General features: G+C 62.3%; 14 protein-coding genes. 3 read left to right on the plus strand and 11 right to left on the minus strand.

What is annotated here, in order from left to right; genetic code table 11:
* Nucleotides 1-182: 182 nt before the first annotated feature.
* Both E8A46_RS03410 and E8A46_RS03415 read right to left on the minus strand, forming a co-directional pair.
* A complete protein-coding gene (locus tag E8A46_RS03410) occupies nucleotides 183-1277 on the minus strand; it encodes a hypothetical protein (protein WP_363250999.1) in 1095 nt (364 codons plus the stop codon).
* A 20-nt stretch (nucleotides 1278-1297) separates the two neighbouring features.
* Complete coding sequence (locus tag E8A46_RS03415) at nucleotides 1298-2734, minus strand: MBOAT family O-acyltransferase (protein WP_291557472.1); 1437 nt, start codon at nucleotides 2732-2734, stop codon at nucleotides 1298-1300.
* Nucleotides 2735-2902: 168 nt separating this feature from the next.
* Between E8A46_RS03415 and E8A46_RS03420 the strand changes: the two genes are divergently transcribed.
* Entirely contained in the window at nucleotides 2903-5008 is a 2106-nt protein-coding gene (locus E8A46_RS03420; protein WP_291557474.1) for a S9 family peptidase, read from the plus strand.
* Nucleotides 5009-5199: 191 nt separating this feature from the next.
* Here E8A46_RS03420 and E8A46_RS03425 read toward each other — a convergent pair whose 3' ends face one another.
* The 3 genes from E8A46_RS03425 to E8A46_RS03435 form a co-directional block, all read right to left on the minus strand.
* Nucleotides 5200-5919: a ribonuclease activity regulator RraA gene (locus E8A46_RS03425; protein ID WP_291557476.1), complete on the minus strand. Its 720-nt coding sequence runs from the start codon at nucleotides 5917-5919 to the stop codon at nucleotides 5200-5202.
* Between the two features lie 63 nt (nucleotides 5920-5982).
* Nucleotides 5983-7725: an L-arabinonate dehydratase gene (gene araD / locus E8A46_RS03430; RefSeq protein ID WP_291557478.1), complete on the minus strand. Its 1743-nt coding sequence runs from the start codon at nucleotides 7723-7725 to the stop codon at nucleotides 5983-5985.
* A gap of 124 nt (nucleotides 7726-7849) precedes the next feature.
* Nucleotides 7850-9826 (minus strand): PAS domain S-box protein, encoded by a 1977-nt coding sequence (locus E8A46_RS03435; protein ID WP_291557481.1) that lies wholly within the window; start codon nucleotides 9824-9826, stop codon nucleotides 7850-7852.
* Between the two features lie 325 nt (nucleotides 9827-10151).
* Here E8A46_RS03435 and E8A46_RS03440 point away from each other — a divergent pair, with 325 nt between their 5' ends.
* Both E8A46_RS03440 and E8A46_RS03445 read left to right on the plus strand, forming a co-directional pair.
* Nucleotides 10152-10577, plus strand: coding sequence for a response regulator (locus tag E8A46_RS03440; protein ID WP_291557484.1), 426 nt, complete (start codon nucleotides 10152-10154; stop codon nucleotides 10575-10577).
* A 70-nt stretch (nucleotides 10578-10647) separates the two neighbouring features.
* Nucleotides 10648-14160 (plus strand): PAS domain S-box protein, encoded by a 3513-nt coding sequence (locus E8A46_RS03445; protein WP_291557506.1) that lies wholly within the window; start codon nucleotides 10648-10650, stop codon nucleotides 14158-14160.
* A gap of 18 nt (nucleotides 14161-14178) precedes the next feature.
* On the opposite strand, the gene E8A46_RS03450 is transcribed toward E8A46_RS03445, so the two are convergent.
* From E8A46_RS03450 to E8A46_RS03475, 6 genes are all read right to left on the minus strand, one after another.
* Nucleotides 14179-14814 (minus strand): response regulator, encoded by a 636-nt coding sequence (locus E8A46_RS03450; protein WP_291557487.1) that lies wholly within the window; start codon nucleotides 14812-14814, stop codon nucleotides 14179-14181.
* Between the two features lie 125 nt (nucleotides 14815-14939).
* On the minus strand, nucleotides 14940-15281 hold the full coding sequence (locus tag E8A46_RS03455; RefSeq protein ID WP_291557490.1) for a PilZ domain-containing protein: 342 nt from the start codon (nucleotides 15279-15281) through the stop codon (nucleotides 14940-14942).
* Entirely contained in the window at nucleotides 15278-16165 is an 888-nt protein-coding gene (locus tag E8A46_RS03460; RefSeq protein WP_291557494.1) for a protein-glutamate O-methyltransferase CheR, read from the minus strand. Before E8A46_RS03460 ends, E8A46_RS03455 begins: the two co-directional genes overlap by 4 nt.
* 39 nt (nucleotides 16166-16204) lie before the next feature.
* Nucleotides 16205-16588: a response regulator gene (locus tag E8A46_RS03465; RefSeq protein WP_291557497.1), complete on the minus strand. Its 384-nt coding sequence runs from the start codon at nucleotides 16586-16588 to the stop codon at nucleotides 16205-16207.
* 344 nt (nucleotides 16589-16932) lie between these two features.
* Nucleotides 16933-17319, minus strand: a complete 387-nt coding sequence (gene flbT / locus E8A46_RS03470; protein ID WP_291557500.1) for a flagellar biosynthesis repressor FlbT — start codon at nucleotides 17317-17319, stop codon at nucleotides 16933-16935.
* Nucleotides 17320-17492: 173 nt separating this feature from the next.
* Nucleotides 17493-17737 (minus strand): flagellin (locus E8A46_RS03475; RefSeq protein ID WP_291557503.1); only part of this gene is annotated, 245 nt, incomplete at its 5' end.

The raw sequence follows: 17737 nt of genomic DNA on the forward strand, positions 1-17737 counted from the left end.
GATTTGCGAGCGGCTCGATGAAACCGCCCGAATTGGCCGAGGCCGAACGGCAATTCGCCGCCATGACCATTGAAAACGCGCGCCGCTTGCTGAGGTTCTGGCAAGTGCGATCTTGATCGTCATCAATTGACTTCCGAACTGATCCGTCCTGCATGCCTCTGCCATTGAGGGGACCGCACCTCTTACCTTTCAATATCCTCCAGCCGATACGCCTCGACCTGCGCCTTGAGCCGATCGAGCGAGGCCACCGGCGCGGCACGGTCGACGAGATATTTTCCTTCCGCCAGCCAGGAAAGCACCTCCAGATCGACCGCCGGCGAAGGGTGAATCACGTCCGCATAATTGTTCAGGTCATGGGTCACTTCGCTCACGCTGCGGAAATCATGGAGGCGGACATTCGAAAATGCCGCCAGCCGTCGGCAGAAATACGCGGAAAACTTAAAGACGCTGTTCAGCGTCCCCGGCGAGGCATCGCGCATCGCGACCCATTGCAGGATCGAATAAGGCGGCAGGTAGATGTCGAACCTCACGTCCGGATGGCTCGCGATCAGACCAATCGCGTCGCGCTCGAAAACCCGGACCTTCATGTCGTAGTCGGTGTCATCAGCCAGATATTTGCGGCGAACCGGATCGGTGATGTGCCTGAAGGCGGTGATCGCCCTTTTTTCGTTGTAGGCCGCGGCGACGTCGAAATCCGGCCGCAGGGCATTGATGTCATCGACGCTTGAAATCGGAAACTTGAATATCGCGTCACTGGTCAACCGCGCCACCACCGGCTGGAGCGGCGGAATCGATCGGGCCATGATCCACGCCGACTCGCGGGCCATGCGGCCGCTCAGAAGATAGCCTGCGACGCCCCTGGCGTTCCCCCGGTAGAGGTCGGCCGGCAGATAGACATTCGAATCGATGTCCGGCACGTCATGGAAGATCCAGTCGTCGACCTCCCAGAGCACCCGCCCGGGATGACGCTCGAGCGCCGCCGCGAGCACGAAAACCTGTTCCCGTGAGCTTGAGCCGTTCAACGCCAGCTTCAGTGACTTCACGCCGAGTGTCCGGTCGATGTCGCTCTGCCGCAAGTGGATCGCGAGCGAGGTGCCCATGAATACGGTATCGAAGTCCTGACTGCGGATCAGTCCGGCGTCCTGCAGGCGGCTGTCCTGCGAATACATCGCGGCGAAGAAATGCGCCGGCCTGAAAAATTGCAGCGGGTCGACCGTGAAATTGAGCGCGGCTGCGGCGACGACGATAAGGCCGCTGGCGCCGAGAAGCCGAACCAAATTTCTCGCGGACCCGTTCATCAGAACCTGAAATAGATGAATTCGCTGTGCTGCTGGATTCCGAGAATCCCGAACGCCAGCACCGCCGCGCTGGCATAGATGAATGCCGTGCGCTTTGGCCGCGAGGCAAGCCCCTCGCCGACGGTTCGGTTGGCGTGATCATAGCCCATGATCTCTTGCGTGTTCGGCGCAAACCAGGCGATCGCGGCATAGACCATGATGAAGACGGCGTCGATCGTCTCGGCGCTGCCGAATGCGACCTGCGTGGGATCGGCCATCTTCGACAGCACGAACAGCGCCGATGTCATGCTGTCGGCGCGAAAGAACACCCAGGCGACGACGACCGCGAGAAACGTCAGCGTAAACGCCGCGGTATCGGCAAGGCGTTTGAAACGTGGCGCGATCGCCGGGCCATGATTGGCCCACAGATGATTGATGCAGAGGTAGATACCGTGTAGCGCGCCCCAAATGACAAACGTCCAGGCCGCGCCGTGCCAAAGGCCGCCGAGCCCCATCGTGACCATCAGGTTTACATAGCGCAAGGTCGGTCCATGCCGGTTGCCGCCGAGCGGAATATAGAGATAGTCGCGCAGGAACTGCGACAGCGTCATGTGCCAGCGCCGCCAGAAATCGATGATGTTGCGGGCCTTGTACGGTGAATTGAAATTGATCGGCAGGAAGATGCCGAACATCAGCGATATTCCGATCGCCATGTCCGAATAGCCGGAGAAATCGAAATAAAGCTGGAAGGTGTAGGCCAGCGCGCCAATCCAGGCCTGATCGAACGACGGGGTGACCGGACCGAAAGCCAGCGAGACCAGCGGCTGGATGCCATCGGCGAGCGCGGTCTTCTTGAACAGGCCGACCCCGAAAATGATCAGGCCGCACAGGATCAAATGCGGATTCGGCCGTTTCGACGAAGCGGCTTCGAACTGCGGGATCATGTCCTGGTGATGCAGGATCGGCCCCGCGATCAGATGCGGGAAATAGGTGACGAACAGCGCGTAATGCGGCCACGCGTAATGCGCGACCTTGCCCCTGTAGGCGTCGACCAGGAACGCGATCTGGGTGAAGGTATAGAAGGAAATTCCGACCGGGAGCAGAAGGTTCACCGTGAAGCCGGTCGAGAGCAGGGCATCGAGGTTGGCGGCAACGAAGCCGGCATATTTGAAGATGCCGAGCCCCAGGAGATCGCAGCTCACGCCGGCCGCCAGCACCGCCCGCCGCGGCAGGGCGCGCAGACGTCGCGTGATCAGCAACAGGCCGATCAGGTAGTTGAACGCGACCGACGCCAGCAGCAACAGCACGAACTGCCAGTTGCTCACCGAGTAGAAGGCGAGCGACGCCAGCGCCAGCCAGATCACCGGCGCCAGATTGCCGGCCCGGCCGAGCGCGAAATAACCGAGCAAAACCACCGGCAGGAACAAAAAAATGAATGGATAGGAGTTGAAAAGCATCAGGCTTTCTCGGGCGTACCGAAAAAGCCTAACCATACAAGCGGGCGATCAACAAGGCGCGCGGCTCTGGCGCCCGCGCGGCATATCTGGCAATCCGCTGGCGAGAACCGATATGACATGGTCGGCGGCCCGATCCCGCGCGCACGACCGGAACCGAGTGACAGACCGATGGACAAAAAGAGTTCCCCGACCCCGCCAGTCGCGCCGTGCCGCGCCCATTCCTTCACCGCCCACGGCATCACCATTGTCGACGATTACGCCTGGCTGAAGGATGACAATTGGCAGGAGGTGCTGCGCGACCCCTCGATCCTGGATGCGGATATCCGCAAATACCTGGAGGCGGAGAACGATTATACCGAAAGCCTGCTCGGCCACACCGCTGCCTTGCAGAAGACGCTGGTCAAGGAAATGCGCGGGCGCATCAAGGAGGATGATTCCAGCGTGCCCTCGCCGGATGGTGCTTACGCCTATATGCGAAAATTCCGCGAGGGCGGCCAGCACGAGATGTTCGGACGCTGCCCGCGTGACGGCGGCGCGACCGAGATCATCCTCGACGGCGACGAACTCGCCGCGAGCCACGACTACTTCAGGTTCGGCGGCGCCCGGCATTCGCCGGATCACCGGCTCGAGGCCTGGAGCGCCGATGTCAAGGGTTCGGAATATTTTACCATTCGCGTGCGCGACTGGAAAACCAAGACCGACCTCGACGATCTCGTCGAGGAAACCGACGGCGCGGTGGTATGGAGCATCGACGCCACCGCCTTCTTCTACGTCAAGCTCGACGACAACCACCGCCCGATGCAGGTCTGGCGTCATCGCCTGGGGACGCCGCAGGCCGACGATCTTTTGGTCTACGAGGAACAGGATTCCGGCTGGTTCACGCACATCCATGAAAGCTCGAGCGGCCGGTTTTGCGTGATCGCCGGCGGCGACCATGAAACCTCCGAGCAGCGCCTGATCGATCTGGCCGATCCCGACGCGCCGCCGCGGCTGGTCGCGGGCCGTGAGACCGGCGTGCAGTATTCTCTCGCCGATCGCGGCGAGGAGTTGTTCATCCTCACCAATGCCGATAGCGCCATCGACTTCAAGATCGTCACGGCGCCGCTGAAATCGCCGGCGCGCGCGAACTGGCGCGACCTGATCCCCTATCGCGAAGGCATTTACATTCTCGATGTCGAACTCTTTTCCGGACACATGGTGCGGCTAGAACGCGCCAATGCGCTGCCCGCCATCATCATCCGCGATCTCGCGAGCGGCGAGGAGCACGCTATCGCCTTCGACGAGACCGCCTACTCGCTCGACACCATGGGCTCCTACGAATTCGAGACCACGAACTTGCGCTTTTCCTATTCGTCGATGACGACGCCTTCCGAGGTCTATGATTACGACATGGCGAAGCGGACGCGGCTATTGCGCAAGCGCCAGGAAATCCCGTCCGGCCACAATCCCGCCGACTACGTCACGACCCGCATCATGGCGACCTCGCCTGACGGCGCCGAGGTGCCGGTGTCGATCCTGCATCGCCATGATCTCAAGCGCGACGGCACCGCGCCGCTGTTGCTGTACGGCTACGGCTCCTACGGCATGGCGATGCCGGCGTCGTTCTCGGCCAACCGGCTGTCGCTGGTCGATCGCGGCTTTGTCTATGCGAGCGCCCATATCAGGGGCGGCGCCGACAAGGGTTGGGGCTGGTATCTCGACGGCAAGCGCGAAAAGAAGACCAACAGCTTCGACGACTTCGCGGCTTCCGCGCGCGCGCTGATCGCGGCCAGGTACACCGGCGAAAAGCGCATCGTCGGCCATGGCGGCAGCGCGGGCGGCATGCTGATGGGCGCGGTCGCCAACCGCGCCGGCGAATTGTTCGCCGGCATCGTCGCCGAAGTGCCGTTCGTCGACGTCCTCAACACCATGCTCGACGACACCCTGCCGCTGACGCCGCCGGAATGGCCGGAATGGGGCAACCCGATCGAAAGCGAAACCGCCTTCAAGACCATTTTATCTTACTCACCTTACGACAACGTCGCGGCGAAGGATTACCCGGCCATTCTGGCGATGGCCGGATTGACCGATCCGCGCGTCACCTATTGGGAACCGGCAAAATGGATCGCGCGGCTGCGCGCGACCATGACCGGCGGCGGTCCGGTTTTGTTGCGCACCAATATGGGCGCCGGCCATGGCGGCGCATCGGGCCGCTTCAACCGGCTCGACGAAGTCGCGATTGCCTATGCGTTTGCGCTCTGGGCAGTGGGATTGGCGGACAAGGGCGAGGTGTGAGTTTCCCGCGTCCCGGACGCGGCACGCGCAAACACAGTTAGTCGTCGTCCCCGCGAAAGCGGGACCCATAACCACCGATCCATCTTGCCGGCAAGACGGCTGCCCCAACATCACGCAAAACGGAGAGGCCTGTGGTTATGGGTCCCGGATCGCGCTCGCTATGCTCGCTTGTCCGGGACGACGCAGATTTATCACCTTCCCTTTTCCTTCCGCCACGCCGCGAAATCGACCAGCGTCTGCTCGTCGGTGGCGGGATAGAGGCCGAGGATCGAGCGGCCGTTGCGGACCTGCTCGGTGACGAAATCCTCGAACACCGTCATCTCGAAGGCTTCATTGGCAATCTCGTCGGCGAGATGCGCGGGGATCACGATCACCCCGTCGCTGTCACCCAAAATGACGTCGCCGGGAAACACCGGTGCGTCGCTGCATCCGATCGGCCCGTTGATTTCGATCGCCTGGTGCAGCGTGAGATTGGTCGGCGCGCTCGGCCGGTGGTGAAAGGCGGGAAAGCCGAGCTTGGCGATCTCGGCGGCGTCGCGGAATCCGCCGTCGGTGACCACGCCGGCGACGCCGCGCTGCATCAGCCGTGTCACCAGGATCGCGCCGGCCGAGGCGGCGCGGGCGTCCTTGCGGCTGTCCATCACCAGCACCGCGCCGGGCGGGCACTCCTCCACCGCCTTGCGCTGCGGATGGGCGCGATCGCGAAACACGTCGATCTTGTTGAGATCCTCGCGCGCCGGCATGTAGCGCAGGGTGAAGGCCTCGCCGACCAGCGTTGGCTGATCGGCGCTCAGGGGATGCACGTCCTGGATCATCTGGATACGAAAGCCGCGCTTGAACAGCGCGGTGGCCACCGTGGCGGTGGAAACGGTCTTGAGCTTGTTGCGGGTGGCGTCGCTGAGTTTTGACATGGTTCTGTTCCGGCTTGTTGTCATTCCGGGGCGATGCGGAGCATCGAACCCGGAATGACGGTGTTAATAAATCGACGGCTCGCCGACCGGCGCGCCGAACGCGGTTTCGAGGAAATCGAAGTCGCAGCCCTCATGGGCCTGCCGGATGTGGCGGGTGAACATCCAGCCATAGCCGCGCTCGAAGCGGGTCTCGGGCTGCTTCCATTCGGCGCGGCGTTTTGCCAGCTCCGCCTCGGACACATCGAGATTGATGCTGCGGGCAGCGACATCCAGCGTGATCCTGTCGCCGTTCTTCACCAGCGCCAGCGGCCCGCCGATATAGGATTCCGGCGACACATGCAGGATGCAGGCGCCGTAACTGGTGCCGCTCATGCGCGCATCCGACAGCCGTACCATGTCGCGCACGCCCTGCTTCACCAGTTTGGTCGGGATCGGCAGCATGCCCCATTCCGGCATCCCCGGCCCGCCCTGCGGACCGGCATTACGCAGGATCAGCACGTGATCGGCTGACACCTCGAGATTGGGATCGTCGGTCGCCTTCTTCATCGAGGGGTAATCGTCGAACACCAGGGCCTGCCCGGTATGCTTGAGGAATCGCGGCTCGCAGGCGCTGGGCTTGATGACGCAGCCGTCGGGCGCGAGATTGCCCTTCAGCACGGCCAGCGCGCCCTCGGCATAGATCGGATTCTCGATCGTTCGGATGACGTCGTCATTATAGACTTCGGCGGTCGCGATATTCTCGCCGAGAGTCTTTCCCGTGACCGTCAGGCAATCCAGATGCAGACGATCCCTGATCCGGCTCATCAGGCCGGGCAATCCGCCGGCGTAATAGAAATCCTCCATCAGATATTTGTCGCCGCTCGGCCGCACATTGGCGATCACCGGCACCTTGCGGCTGGCCTTCTCGAAATCGTCGAGCCCGATGTCCGCACCGGCGCGGCGGGCCTGGGCGATCAGATGGATGATCGCATTGGTGGAGCAGCCCATCGCCATCGCCACTAGGATCGCGTTTTCGAACGCCTTGCGCGTCTGAATCTTCTTCGGCGTCAGATCTTCCCAGACCATCCCGACAACGCGGCGGCCGCATTCCGACGCCATGCGGATATGGCCCGAGTCCGCGGCCGGAATCGAGGAGGCGCCCGGCAGCGTCATGCCGATCGATTCGGCGATCGCGGTCATGGTCGAGGCGGTGCCCATGGTCATGCAGGTGCCGTAGCTGCGGGCGATGCCGGCCTCGACATCGACCCAGTCCTTGTCGGAAATCTTTCCGGCGCGGCGCTCGTCCCAGTATTTCCAGGCATCGGACCCCGAGCCCAGCGTCTTGCCTTTCCAGTTGCCGCGCAGCATTGGTCCTGCCGGCAGATAGATCGCGGGCAAATTCATGCTGGTGGCGCCGAGCAGCAGCGCCGGCGTGGTCTTGTCGCAGCCGCCCATCAGCACCACCCCGTCGACGGGGTGGCCGCGCAACAGTTCCTCGGCGTCCATCGCCAGCAGATTGCGGTAGAGCATGGTGGTCGGCTTCAGGAAGGATTCCGACAGCGACAGCGCCGGCAACTCCATCGGGAAACCGCCGGCCATCAGAATGCCGCGCTTGACGTCGTCGACGCGGGCTTTGAAATGCATGTGGCAGGGCTGCGCATCCGACCAGGTATTGAGGATCGCGATCACCGGACGGCCTTTCCACTCCTCCGGCGCATAGCCCATTTGCATGGCGCGCGAGCGATGGCCGAAGGCCCTGAGATCGTCGGGCGCAAACCAGCGGGCGCTGCGCAGCGTTTCCGCAACTTTCTTGTTGTTTTCCGTCATGGTGACACCTGTTCGAGACCCTGGCTCTGGTCATCTCACAGGCGATCCATGCGGAGCAAGCCCTGCGCGGATCGATCGCGGGAATTTTGTCGCGGCCCACTTTCGCGATTCGTGCGTCCCGCCTTCAAGCCGGGAGATTCGCCGTCAGCGCCTGCCTGAGCCGTTCCGCCAGCTCCGCCTTGCGGTAGGGCTTGATCAGGATGATGGATTTCGCCGAGAGGTGGCCCTGCTGGGCCAGCATCTCCAGGGCGTAGCCGGAACTAAAGACAACGGGCAAACCCGGCCGGATCTGGCGAGCCAGATCAGCGAGATCCCAACCGCTCATGCCGCCGGGCATGACAATATCCGTGAACAGCAGGTCGACGTCGGGATTGGCCCTGAGCTTCAACAGCGCGTCATGGCCGTTGACCGCGGCGACAACGCCATAGCCGAGGCTTTCGATGCGCTGGATCACCGAAGAGCGAACGAAGGGATCGTCTTCCGCCACCAGGATCGTTTCATGGCCGCGCGGGACGGACTCCTCTTCAGCGGAGATTTGATCGAGGGGCTCCTGTCCGCTCGCGGCGACGTTGGGCAGATAGATCCGGACGGTCGTTCCAAGCCCTGCTTCGCTGTAGATCGAAACGTACCCGTTCGACTGCTTGGCAAAGCCGTAGACCATGCTCAGGCCGAGGCCACTGCCCTTGCCGACCTCCTTTGTCGTATAAAACGGCTCGAAGGCGCGTGCGGCGACTTCCGCCGTCATCCCGACACCGTCATCGGTCACCGCGATCATGGCGTATTCGCCGGCCTCGATCTCCGGATGAAGGCTCTGGTAGTGATCGTCGAGCGAGGCGACGCCGGTGCTCAAGGTCAAATGTCCACCGTCGGGCATGGCATCCTGCGCGTTGAGGGCGAGGTTCAGCACCGAGGACTCCAGTTGCGCGCGATCGGCGAAGGCCAGGATCGGTTCGGGGTTCGGGGCGATCTCGATTTCGATGTTTTCGCGCAGCGTCCGCCGCAGCAGCTTGTGCATCGATTCGAGCAGCTCATGGCAATCCACCGCGCGCGGTTGCAGCAATTGCCGGCGGCTGAATGCCAATAGCCTCTGCGTCAGCTCCGCGCCGCGTTCGCCGGCCTGGCATATGTCGCCCGCGATCCGCTGCAGATCCTGCCGGGACTTCAGCTGTTCGCCCAGATGTTCGGCGTTGCCGACGATGACGGTGAGCAGATTGTTGAAGTCGTGCGCGATGCCGCCCGAGAGCTGCCCCACCATCTCCATTTTCTGCGCCTGTCGAAGCTGTTCCTCGGTCTGCTTGCGCCCGGTCAGATCGTGGATAATGCCGACGAAGATCGACTCGCCGTCCTGCTTGGCTTCCCCGACCGACAAATCCATCGGGAACGTCGAGCCATCCTTGCGCAGGCCAATGACTTCCCGGCCGATGCCGATGATCTTGCGCTCACCGGTTCGCAGGAAGTTCCTGATATAGTCATCATGATGCAAACTGTAGGTTTGCGGCATCAGCATCTTGACGTTTTCGTGGAAGACCTCTTCGGCGCGATACCCGAACAGCCTTTCACAGGCCGGATTGAACAGAAGGATGCGACCGCGCGCATCGATCAGGATAAATCCGTCGACCGCGGTCTCCACCACGGCCGTCAGGCGCGCCATGCTCTCGCGCAGGGCCTGCTGGGCCTGGCGGAATTGCTGGAGCAAATGCTCGGAATCGCGGCCCTTCATTTCTTGTTCCCTGAGCGCTTCCCGCGCCTGACGAAGTTCGAACGGGGAAGGGATCGTCAGCAGTTCCGGCAACAGCGGCCACAGCATCCCGGCGGTGACGATGGACGCCACCGCGGTAGCGGCCTTGACGAGGCCTTCGATGCCGTAGACCGGCACCCACAGGGTATAGATCGATAGAATATGCGTCAGGCCGCAAGCCAGGATGAAAAAGGCGAACGACCAGTAGACCCATCCGAATTTGAGGTCGCGGCGCTTGGTCACGAAAATCGCCAGCGCAAACGGGATCGAGAAATAGGCCAGCGCGATCAGCGCGTCGGAAACCACGTGCAACCATATCAGCTCGGGCTCCCACAACAGACAGATACCGTGCGGAGAATACATCGACGAATCCAGGATTCGCTCAAGGAAGGCCCACATGCTGGCTACCGCGTTGTTTGAGGGGATCAAGGGCGGTCCGCCGCGCCAATGACGGTCAGGATACTGGCTCAATTAGCGTCAGAATCGACGATGGCAGCCTAGCGTTGGCCATATTCGCCCGCAATCGCGATACACGTCCCGGTTGATCCAGCTATGCCCGGCATCGGGCATATGACGGCGCTCGACCGATCGGTTCCATCAACAACATCACCGGCCAATTTTCGAGGAAATGCTTGCGCTGAAGCCGCATCGGATTCACAACTTCTCATTGACTCGCGGAAGACCAGCCATGGCAAGAATCCTGATCATCGATGATGACCGCGCCGTGCAGGCGACGATCCGGCTGTTGCTGGAGCGGGCCGGCCACAGTGTCGTCGTCGCCAGCGATGGCCGCAACGGGATCGCGATATTCGAGACCGGAGAGTTCGATCTGCTGTTTCTCGATATCTTCATGCCGGGCATGGACGGGTTCGAAACCATGCGGGTGGTGCATCAACAGCAGCCGCTTGTCCCGATCATCGTGATCTCGGGCAACCCCATCGCTTCGGGTTCCGGCGCGGACTTCCTGACCATGGCGACCAGGCTTGGCGCGGTCTCCAGCTTGCAAAAGCCCTTCAAGCCGGCCGCGCTATTGGCGGCGGTTGCGGGTTGTCTTGACGCCGCAAAGAGTCCATCGTCCGCCGTCACTGTCGGTGACGTCGCTCCCGGACCCTGATGCGGGGATTGCGTCGCTGGCGCCGCCGATCTGCAAGCCGGGACGTCACGGACATGGCGCGAATGCGACGATGACGCTGACCACCAGACTGGCCATCGCGATGAGCCTCCTGGTCGCGGTCGCGGTATCGGCCGTCGGATGGCTGAGCTATCGCAACCTGGAGCAGGTGATACTGCCGCGCGTTCTCGATCGGGTCGAGGCGCATTCGCGGCAGGTCGCTTTCGATCTGCAATCCTACGTCGGCGGCGCGCGCGGCGATATTGCCACCTTTCGATCCGAGACAGCCCTGGTCGGGCTGGTTCGCGCGCATTTCGCGGCCGGGGGCATCGATCCCGTTGACGGCCTTTCCGAGAAGACATGGCGAGAGCGGATCGCCGAGCGTCTATTGGCCGAACTCGAAGCCAAGCCCGCCTATGCGCAGTTTCGCGTGATCGGCATCGCGGATGGCGGCCGCGAAATCGTCCGCGCCGACCGCTCCGGGCCGGGCGGCGCCGTCCGGCTGGTTCCCGATGCGCAATTGCAGCGAAAGGGCGATCGGCCATACTTCAGGGAGACCATCGGCCTGCGGGCCAACGAAATATACGTCTCGGCACTGGATCTCAATCAGGAGAACGGTGTCATCGAAACCCCTCATGTGCCGACCATCCGCGTTGCCACCCCGCTGCCGGGATCCGACGGCAAGCTGTTCGGCATCATCATCATCAATGTCGACATGCGACCGGCGCTCGAGCGCGTGCGGTCGTCGCCGCGGCTAGGCGGCGAGATCTATGCCGTCGACAAAGAAGGCGACTATCTCGTCAACCCTGATCGTGGGCGCGAATTCGGCTCGCAACTGGGGGCCCCGACCAATTGGCGCGCCGACTTCCCGGACCTGACACCCGCGGCCGGCGCAACACAAAGCATTGCGCGTATCGTTCGGGATCAGGCTGGGCAATTGGGCGGGGTCGTGCTCGCGCCCGTCCTTCTGGCCGACAAGGAATGGGTCGGAGCGATCGAAACCGTTCCAAATGCGACCTTCATGGCGGCTCCCGCGATCATCCGGCAATCCACCCTGCTGGTCGGGGCGATCGCGGTATTGTGCGCCGCGGCGCTGGCGGTGCTTATCGCACGGTCGTTGACCGGGCCGATCCGCCGTTTGACGGCGGCCGTCGAAGGAGCCGGCAGCAACATTCCGATAGCGGTGCCGGTTGATGCACGCAGCGAAACCAGCGTGCTGGCGCGGGCATTTGCGCGCGTGATGGGCGAGGCGAATGCCAAGACCGCCGCGCTGGAGCGCGAGGTGCAGGAACATCGCCGCACCGAAGCCGCGCGCGACCATTACGCGGCGCGTGAGCGAATTTTCAGCGCCGCCGTGGAATCGTCCAGCGATTCCGTCGTGACCTACTCCCTCGACGGCATCATATCCGGCTGGAACCCGGCGGCGGAGCGTTTGTACGGATATACCGCGGCGGAAACGGTGGGCAGGAATATCGATAGCCTCGTGCCCCCCGACCGATTGCGCGAGACCCATGACATCCTGCGCAGGACGGGTTGCGGCGAGGCCGTCGAGCCGTTCGAAACCGTGCGAAGGCGCAAGGATGGCAGTGCGGTCGAAATTTCGCTCGGCGCATCGCCGATCAAGGCCCCGTCGGGGGCGATCATCGGGGCAGCCACGACGGCCCGCGACATCTCCGAAAGCCGCAGGACCCAGCACGCGCTGCGCCAGCAGATCGAGGAGCGCCGCCGCATCTTCGAGACCTCCCAGGATCTGATCCTGGTCACCGACCCCAAGGGCGTGCTGGTCCAGGTCAGCCCCAGTTCGCAAACCATCCTTGGATACGCGCCCGAGGAGATGATCGGTCACAGCGCGATCGACTTCATCCTTGGCGAGGATCTCGACAATACCCGCGAGGAAATGCGCGCAGCGCGGCGCGGCCAGAACACCCGGAACTTCGATTCACGCTACGTCCACAGGGATGGACGAATCGTGACGCTGTCCTGGATGGGGACCTGGTCAGAGCCGGTCAAGCGGCATTTCTTCATCGGCCGCGACATGACCGACAGCCGGCGGGCGCAAGATGCATTGCGTGAAAGCGAGCAACTGGCGCGCGGCATCATCGATACCGCGCTCGATGCGTTCGTCCAGATCGACGAGAGCGGCAGCATCCTCAACTGGAATTGGCAGGCCGAGAAGATTTTCGGCTGGCCGCGCCAGGATGCGCTTGGAAAGAATCTCATCGAACTGATTATCGCCGGAACGGACCGCGATGATCTTACGGCCGCCCTGCAGCGCTTCCTGCGCTCCGGGCAGGACCAGATCCTCGGGCGCCGCCGTGAAATGACGGCCCGCCGTCGCGACGGAAAGGAATTCACGGCGGAGTTGAGCGTCACCGCGCTGAAAACGCGGGAGGGTTTTGTTTTCAACGGATTCTTCCGCGACCTCACCGACAAGATCGCGGCCGAGGACCGCATTCGTCAGGCCGAAAAAATGGAAGCCGTCGGCCAGCTTACCGGCGGGATCGCACATGACTTCAACAATATCCTGACGGTCATCACCGGAACGATCGAGATCCTCGCCGAAGCGGTCGAGAAGGAGCCGCAACTGTCGGCCATCACCAGGATGATCGACGAAGCCGCCTCGCGCGGCGCGGATCTGACCCAGCATCTTCTGGCATTTGCCCGCAAGCAGCCGCTCCAGCCGCGGGAGATCGACGTCAACATGCTGGTGATCGACACCGCCAAATTGCTGCGGCCGACGCTCGGGGAGCAGATCGAAATCGAAACGGTGTTCGAAAACGAAACCTGCTTCGCCACCGTCGATCCCAACCAGCTCGCCACCGCCATCCTCAATCTTGCGCTCAATGCCCGTGACGCCATGCCGGGCGGCGGCAAGCTCATCCTTGAGACCGGCTCGGTCTACCTCGATGATAACTACGCGAGCCAGCACGGTGACGTGCGGCCCGGCCCCTATGCCTTGATCGCGGTCAGCGACACCGGAACCGGCATCTCCGCCGCCATCATCGACAAAGTCTTCAACCCGTTCTTTACCTCAAAGGGCCCCGGCAAGGGTACCGGCCTCGGCCTGAGCATGGTCTATGGCTTCGTCAAGCAATCGGCAGGGCACGTCAAGATCTATAGCGAGGAAGGCCACGGGACCACGGTCCGGATGTACCTGCCGCCCGGCACCGGAGCAACGGTTGCAGCCGACAGCGATGCGCCGACCGTCGCGCAGGGCGGCCACGAAACCATTCTGGTCGTGGAGGACGACAAGCTGGTGCGGGACTATGTGCTGACGCAACTGCGTTCGCTGGGTTATGTCACGCTGGAGGCGGCAAACGGCGCGGAAGCCGTGGCGCTGGTCGACGCAGGTCATCAATTCGATCTGCTTTTCACCGACGTGATCATGCCCGGCGCGATGAATGGCCGGCAGCTTGCCGACGAGATTGCAAGGCGCCGGCCCGGACTGAAGGTGCTGTTTACTTCGGGCTACACCGAAAATGCGATCATCCATCACGGCCGGCTCGACACCGACGTCCTGCTGCTGGCCAAGCCGTATCGCAAATCGGAAATGGCGGTGATGGTCCGGACCGCGCTCTCCGGCTGAACGCCGAAAGACGCCGGCTCAGGAAGCGCGCGAGGCGGTCATCACAATCCTGATCAGGTCGGCCGCGTTCCTTGCGCCGAACTTTTTCATGATGTTCGCGCGGTGATCCTCGATCGTGCGCGGGCTGATTCCCAGATGGCGTCCGGCCTCCTTGTTGGAGGCGCCGGATGCGAACTGCTCAAGCACTTCGCGCTCGCGCCGGGTCAACGGTTCGCGGCCGGGAAAATGCAGCGATGCGATTCTTGATGCGGAATCATCCGCCTGACGGCGCGCATAGGCCGCGATCGCCTCGTCCAGCCGGGTGACGATTTCGCTGCCCCGGAACGGCTTTTCGATGAAATCCAGCGCGCCGTTCTTGATTGCGCTGACCGCCATGGCGATGTCGCCCTGCCCGGAGATCATGAAAATCGGCGCCGGATAGTCCTCGCCGCGCAGCTCCTTCAGGATATCGAGGCCCGATGCGCCGGGAATATTCACATCGAGCAGAATGCAGGCGGGAGTCCGGCCGCGCGCGACCGCCAGCAGCGCAGCGCCGTCGGCAAAGCAGATGACCTGATAACCTGCGGCCGACAGAACCATCGAAAGCGTTTCACGGACAGCGGGATCATCGTCGACGACGAATATCTCACCTCGGGTGGGCGGTTTTTCAGTCATGTGCCATCGTCCCTGGGCAGTGAAAAATGACGCGCACTCGCCGGACGTTGCTACGCCCGGCCCGCCGATGTTTGTAAGGGACGATAACTTATCGCACAAGTAGCGTTGGGGGGAACCTTCGCCGTTCAGCCAGCCCTGCCGCCGGCGCGCGCCTGGACTTCCTGATTTGGCGGGCCGCCCAGCTTCTTTTTCCGGCTTTTGGCCTTGAGGAACTGGACGTCCATCTCGGTACCGTTGACGCGGACAAGTTCGCATCGGCGATAGGCCAGGCCGGTGGAGGACAACAGCAGAAAGAACTCCTTGAGATTGAGGCCCTGGATCGAGCCCTCCACGGTGAGCACGGCCTCGGTGTCGGAGATGGCGTTGAGCAGACAATCGCGACGCCACGTCCCGTCAATGCCCATGATGCAGACGCCGTATCCGCGGCTGAACGTCACGCGATCAGTTCCTTTGCCTAACTCTGTCATGGCCGCAGGCCGGCCACCGCAAGGGTTTTCGGTGCGATCGCGCCGACGGCTGGAACCCTTGGAGATGCTGCACGCAGGTCGTTGGGCCGGTAAACACCGCGCCGTTCAGGGTAGGGCTTGAAGACCTCGGTGAGCCCGACCACGGTTTCCGCCGCGCCCAGCACGAGAAAGCCATCCGGTGCGGTCACTTTGGCGAGGCGGTTGAAGATATCGATCTTGGTGTCCTGGTCGAAATAGATCAGAACGTTGCGGCAAAAAATGACATCAAACACCCCCAATTGGGAAAAATCCTGCAGCAGATTGAGCTGGCGGTGCTGGACCATCGCGCGAATCTCGGCATTGATCTGCCAGAGTTCTCCTGTCTGTTTGAAATATTTGACCAGCATCTGAATCGGAAGGCCGCGCTGGACCTCGAACTGGCTGTATAGTCCCGCCCTGGATTTCTCGAGTACCTCCGGCGAAATATCGGTCGCAATGATTTCGACCCGCCAGCCGGCGAGCGCAGCGCCCATCTCCTTCAGGGACATCGCCAGGGAATAAGGCTCCTGGCCGGTTGAGCCGGCGGCGCACCAGATCCGAACACTGCGGCGGCTTGCCCGCGCCTGCAGTATTTCAGGCATGATCGAATTGCGAAAGTGGTCGAAAGGAACCTTGTCGCGGAAGAAGAAGGTCTCGTTGGTGGTCATGGCCTCGACCACCTGCGCGGTGATCGAAGATGATCCGCCCTTCATTTTTTGCACGAGTTCGTCGATGCCGGACAGACCTGATTTGCGCGAAAGCGGAAGCAGCCGGCTTTCGATCAGATACTGCTTGTCGGCGGACAGGTCGAGACCTGAATGCTCCTTGAGGATTTTGCGCAGATATTCGTAATCGGACGGAGTCACGGGCGGCCTCGCAAATTGCAGTGATTTCGGATCGACGGATTACTCCGGCGCCGCGACCTCGATCAGCCCGACTTCCTGGAACTTGGCCGCGACGATGTCCTTGTCGAACGGCTTCATGATGTATTCGTTGGCGCCGGCGTTGAGCGCGCGCTTGATGTGCGCGAGATCGTGCTCGGTGGTGCAGAACACCACCTTCGGCTGGTCGCCGCCGGGCATGCGGCGGAGATGGCCGAGAAATTCATATCCGTCCATGACCGGCATGTTCCAGTCGAGCAGAACGGCATCGGGCAGTCCGCGCTTGCAGACCTCGAGCGCCTTCTCGCCGTCTTCGGCTTCGACGATCTGGAAACCCAAACCTTCCAGGATACGCCTTGCGATCTTCCGAACGACGGCCGAATCGTCGACCACCAAGCATGTTCTCATTTTAGCTTCTTCCCAATGCGACGGTTCGATTGCGCCTCAAACGTTCCGGCAAGCGAAGTCTTCGGCACGATTTCGAGGACGCGATTAACGTCGAGGACAGCCGAAGCGGCGGCATTCTCCAGGCAGAGATCACGCTGCTGGCCTCCCAAGCAGCGATTCAGCAAAACCCCTCCTGCAACCGATAGCCCCTCCAGGCTCACTTTCCCGTTAATTTAAGCCCCCGTGCAAATACGGATGAAGGCCCGGCGCGAGGTTGCAGTCGATGTCTATCAGCGGCGCCTGCGCCTCGATTTCACGCAAACAGGACGTGGCGGACGAAATGCGCGAACCAGGCTTGAGCCGCCTTATGCGTGGATCCTCGACAGCTCTTCTTCACGTTTCATCAATTTGCGGATTTCCTTGAGGCCCTTGTAAAGGGAGCCGCCCGAAACGTGGTCGCTGACGGTGTCGATTGGATCGAGGAACTCTGGAATCGTCTCGCGGAGGTCCTTGACGAGGCCAAGATACGAAGTCCGATATCTCGGAATATCGTTTTTCAGATACATCATCTGAGCGCAGAAATAGAGGCGCCTGACCGGCGTGTTGGCGGTCTCCGCGGTTACGGTGTCGTTCTCGCGCAGAATCGGCGCGTCGCCGTCGACCAGGAACGAGGCGCGGGTACCCGAATTGATGAGGACGATTTCGCCGATGGTGATTCGCTCGAACGGCTTGAGCTCGACTCTCAACGGCATGGACGTGGTCTTTCAGGGTGCGACGGCGGGAAGCGCGATCGTTTCCGGCCGTTTCGAAACGTCGCCCGTGCCAATGCGCGGCAAGCAAGCCGCCATGCAGCCTTTTCAGAATCGTGGAGTCGAAGGCGGCGGGGTTTCCCCCGCCGCCTCGAAGATTTGTCTCGCAGCCGCGATCAGCGCAGGAGCTGAAGCACGCTCTGCTGGGACTGGTTGGCGAGCGCGAGCGCGGAAACCGCGATCGACTGGCGGGTCGACAGCGCCTGGCTGTTGGCCGCTTCCTGGTTGGTGTCGGCCAGGGTCAGGTTGGACGAGCCGGTCTGCAGCACGTTGATCAGGTTCTTGTTGAAGTCCTGACGGATCTGCACGACGGACAGGTTCGAACCCAGGGCGGACGCCTCGGTGCGGAGCACGGTGCTGG

The organism is Bradyrhizobium sp. (assembly GCF_004799445.1).
In the GTDB taxonomy this organism is placed as follows: Bacteria; Pseudomonadota; Alphaproteobacteria; order Rhizobiales; family Xanthobacteraceae; genus Bradyrhizobium.

Coding starts and splice junctions, on each gene's coding strand:
- E8A46_RS03415 (WP_291557472.1), bottom strand. CDS start 2,734: ATGCTTTTCAACTCCTATCCATTCATTTTTTTGTTCCTGCCGGTGGTT.
- E8A46_RS03420 (WP_291557474.1), top strand. CDS start 2,903: ATGGACAAAAAGAGTTCCCCGACCCCGCCAGTCGCGCCGTGCCGCGCC.
- E8A46_RS03425 (WP_291557476.1), bottom strand. CDS start 5,919: ATGTCAAAACTCAGCGACGCCACCCGCAACAAGCTCAAGACCGTTTCC.
- araD (WP_291557478.1), bottom strand. CDS start 7,725: ATGACGGAAAACAACAAGAAAGTTGCGGAAACGCTGCGCAGCGCCCGC.
- E8A46_RS03435 (WP_291557481.1), bottom strand. CDS start 9,826: ATGTATTCTCCGCACGGTATCTGTCTGTTGTGGGAGCCCGAGCTGATA.
- E8A46_RS03440 (WP_291557484.1), top strand. CDS start 10,152: ATGGCAAGAATCCTGATCATCGATGATGACCGCGCCGTGCAGGCGACG.
- E8A46_RS03445 (WP_291557506.1), top strand. CDS start 10,648: ATGACGCTGACCACCAGACTGGCCATCGCGATGAGCCTCCTGGTCGCG.
- E8A46_RS03450 (WP_291557487.1), bottom strand. CDS start 14,814: ATGACTGAAAAACCGCCCACCCGAGGTGAGATATTCGTCGTCGACGAT.
- E8A46_RS03455 (WP_291557490.1), bottom strand. CDS start 15,281: ATGACAGAGTTAGGCAAAGGAACTGATCGCGTGACGTTCAGCCGCGGA.
- E8A46_RS03465 (WP_291557497.1), bottom strand. CDS start 16,588: ATGAGAACATGCTTGGTGGTCGACGATTCGGCCGTCGTTCGGAAGATC.
- flbT (WP_291557500.1), bottom strand. CDS start 17,319: ATGCCGTTGAGAGTCGAGCTCAAGCCGTTCGAGCGAATCACCATCGGC.